Source organism: Microcoleus sp. B13-B6 (assembly GCF_036705405.1).
GTDB lineage: Bacteria > Cyanobacteriota > Cyanobacteriia > Cyanobacteriales > Microcoleaceae > Microcoleus.
In genome coordinates this window covers 12,513-14,752 of record NZ_JAUBUJ010000126.1, presented here as the reverse complement: position 1 = coordinate 14,752, position 2,240 = coordinate 12,513, and the positions used below count along the sequence as shown (strand labels likewise).

The 2,240-nt window shown below is 42.9% G+C and carries 1 pseudogene; it reads left to right on the top strand.

Annotated elements, in window-relative coordinates:
* Positions 1-1,247 precede the first annotated feature (1,247 nt).
* Positions 1,248-2,240: pseudogene (locus QUB35_RS34745) on the top strand (hypothetical protein); the annotation flags it as partial.

Here is a 2,240-nt window from a genome sequence, read left to right as displayed (position 1 = left end):
TTGAGAGTTTTGCATAAAACTACCGAGCTCACCCTGATAAGTAAATAGGAACAACAAAAAGGCTTTAGGGGCGATCGCCCTTAAATCCGCAAAACAACCGTTGTTCCGTACTTTCACCCAGTGTTTACCAAACTCGACAAAAAAAACTTGAGAGTTTTGCATAAAACTACCGAGCTCACCCTGATAAGTAAATAGGAACAACAAAAAGGCTTTAGGGGCGATCGATCTTTGGCGCTAACAACCAGATCGATCGCGCAATCCGGCTATCTCGCAATCCCGAACTCCGGCAGGGGTTTAAACCCCTGCCTCAAAGCGAAAGTCGTCTGAAGACGACTGAAGAATTTACCAGTCCTCTTTGAGAGGACTTTGGCTATGAGGCGGGGAATTCATTCCCTGCCGGATTGTGGGATTGCGCGTGATTCGATCGCCCTTAAATCCCGAAAACACCCGTTGTTCCGTACTTTCACCCAGTGTTTACCAAACTCGACAAAAAAAACTTGAGAGTTTTGCATAAAACTACTGAGTTCACCCTGATAAGTAAATAGGAACAACAAAAAGGCTTTAGGGGCGATCGATCTTTGGTGTTAACAACCAGATCGATCGCGCAATCCGGCTATCTCGCAATTCCGAACTCCGGCAGGGGTTGAAACCCCTGCCTCAAAGCGAAAGTCGTCTGAAGACGACTGAAGAATTTACCAGTCCTCTTTCAGAGGACTTTGGCTATGAGGCGGGGAATTCATTCCCCGCCGGATTGTGGGAAAGCGCGTGATTCGATCGCCCTGAAATCCCGAAAACACCCGTTGTTCCGTACTTTCACCAGTGTTTGCAAAACTTTATGAAAAAAAACTTGAGAGTTTTGCATAAAACTACTGAGCTCACCCTGATAGATATACAGAAGGGAAATTACGAAGTTCATCGCACTTGTTGAGAGTTATTCAAAAGTGCGATCGCGCGTAACTTCCCGATCGAAATCCGAACCAACATCCCAACGGATATTGGAAAGGGCTTCTTCCGATGTTGGTTTAATCTATTTCCACGGTTGCATTTATTGAGTTCATTTGAACGGGTAATTGCGACAAAAGAGTTGAAGTGCGATCGCACTTCGCGAGGCTTCAGTTTGGGTAAATGACGGATCTACGACAGCTAGAGAGTGCAGAAGTGCATAAGTGCGATCGGGCTTGTCGATAGAGTCGCTTTGTCAATTTTCAGAACAGATTGTATCTACAAAATCATTAGAGAATCAAACCATGTCAACTTATTCTTCTAGCAATCCTATTGATCCTACCGAACTCACAAAACTTCTTGTGTTCGGAACGAATAGTCCATCATCACCAGACTACAACTCACACATCAGACCCATTGGTTCCTCTACACCATCCATCACCTATAGCATGAGTGATTATATGACAACTGGCGGTGGGCGCTATGCTTATCCGTCATTGTTCTCTGCTGTAGAAAAATTCTTTAACTACGGTAACTTGATCGAACCTGGAACTTATGAATATACAACTACAGGTGGCACAATAACAGGTGGCAGTGGTCTGGGTTTCCTAGGCAATGATGATTTCACAGCTACAGTTTATCAGTATGTCAATGGCATCGGTAGTGACGATTATGCCGAGCGTTCTTACATTTTTGGTACTGGTGGATTTGCAATCAAGAATATACAATTTGATGTCTCTCAAATTGATGGTAAAAGAAGTATCATAACAATGGAAGTCAAGGCTTTGCGAGATAATTTTGACTTCAACTCAGGTAATGCAGCAGTTCAAACATTTAATAATACTTTTTCAAAGCCGATTTTAGATCCTTATGATCTGAGTTTGAATCGGGAACCTGTTTTTATTAATTTCGATACATCAGAAGGTAAAAATTATTATAATTACGACTTTGGAAGTTTTTTCAGCCATCAGCTAACTGAGATAATTGATTTTAATGGGGGATTTAATTTGTCTCTCATTCAACCCTACCTCGATAGTATCGCATCTGACCCATTTTTATCTTATAAACGTGGCGATCTGCAAGTGATTTACGGCACTCCTGGAGACGAGAATCTTAACAGATTCAGTGTGAAGCCGTTCCCGCATTTTGTTCCCTTGTCTGGTTATCTCATAGTCGGTGGCACAGGTAATGATACGCTAAAAGGCGATCTATTTGCTGATGAGATTCAGGCTGGCGATGGCAATGACTACGGTGAGGGCGGTTCTAACTATGACAAATTCTACGGTGGCACGGGTAAT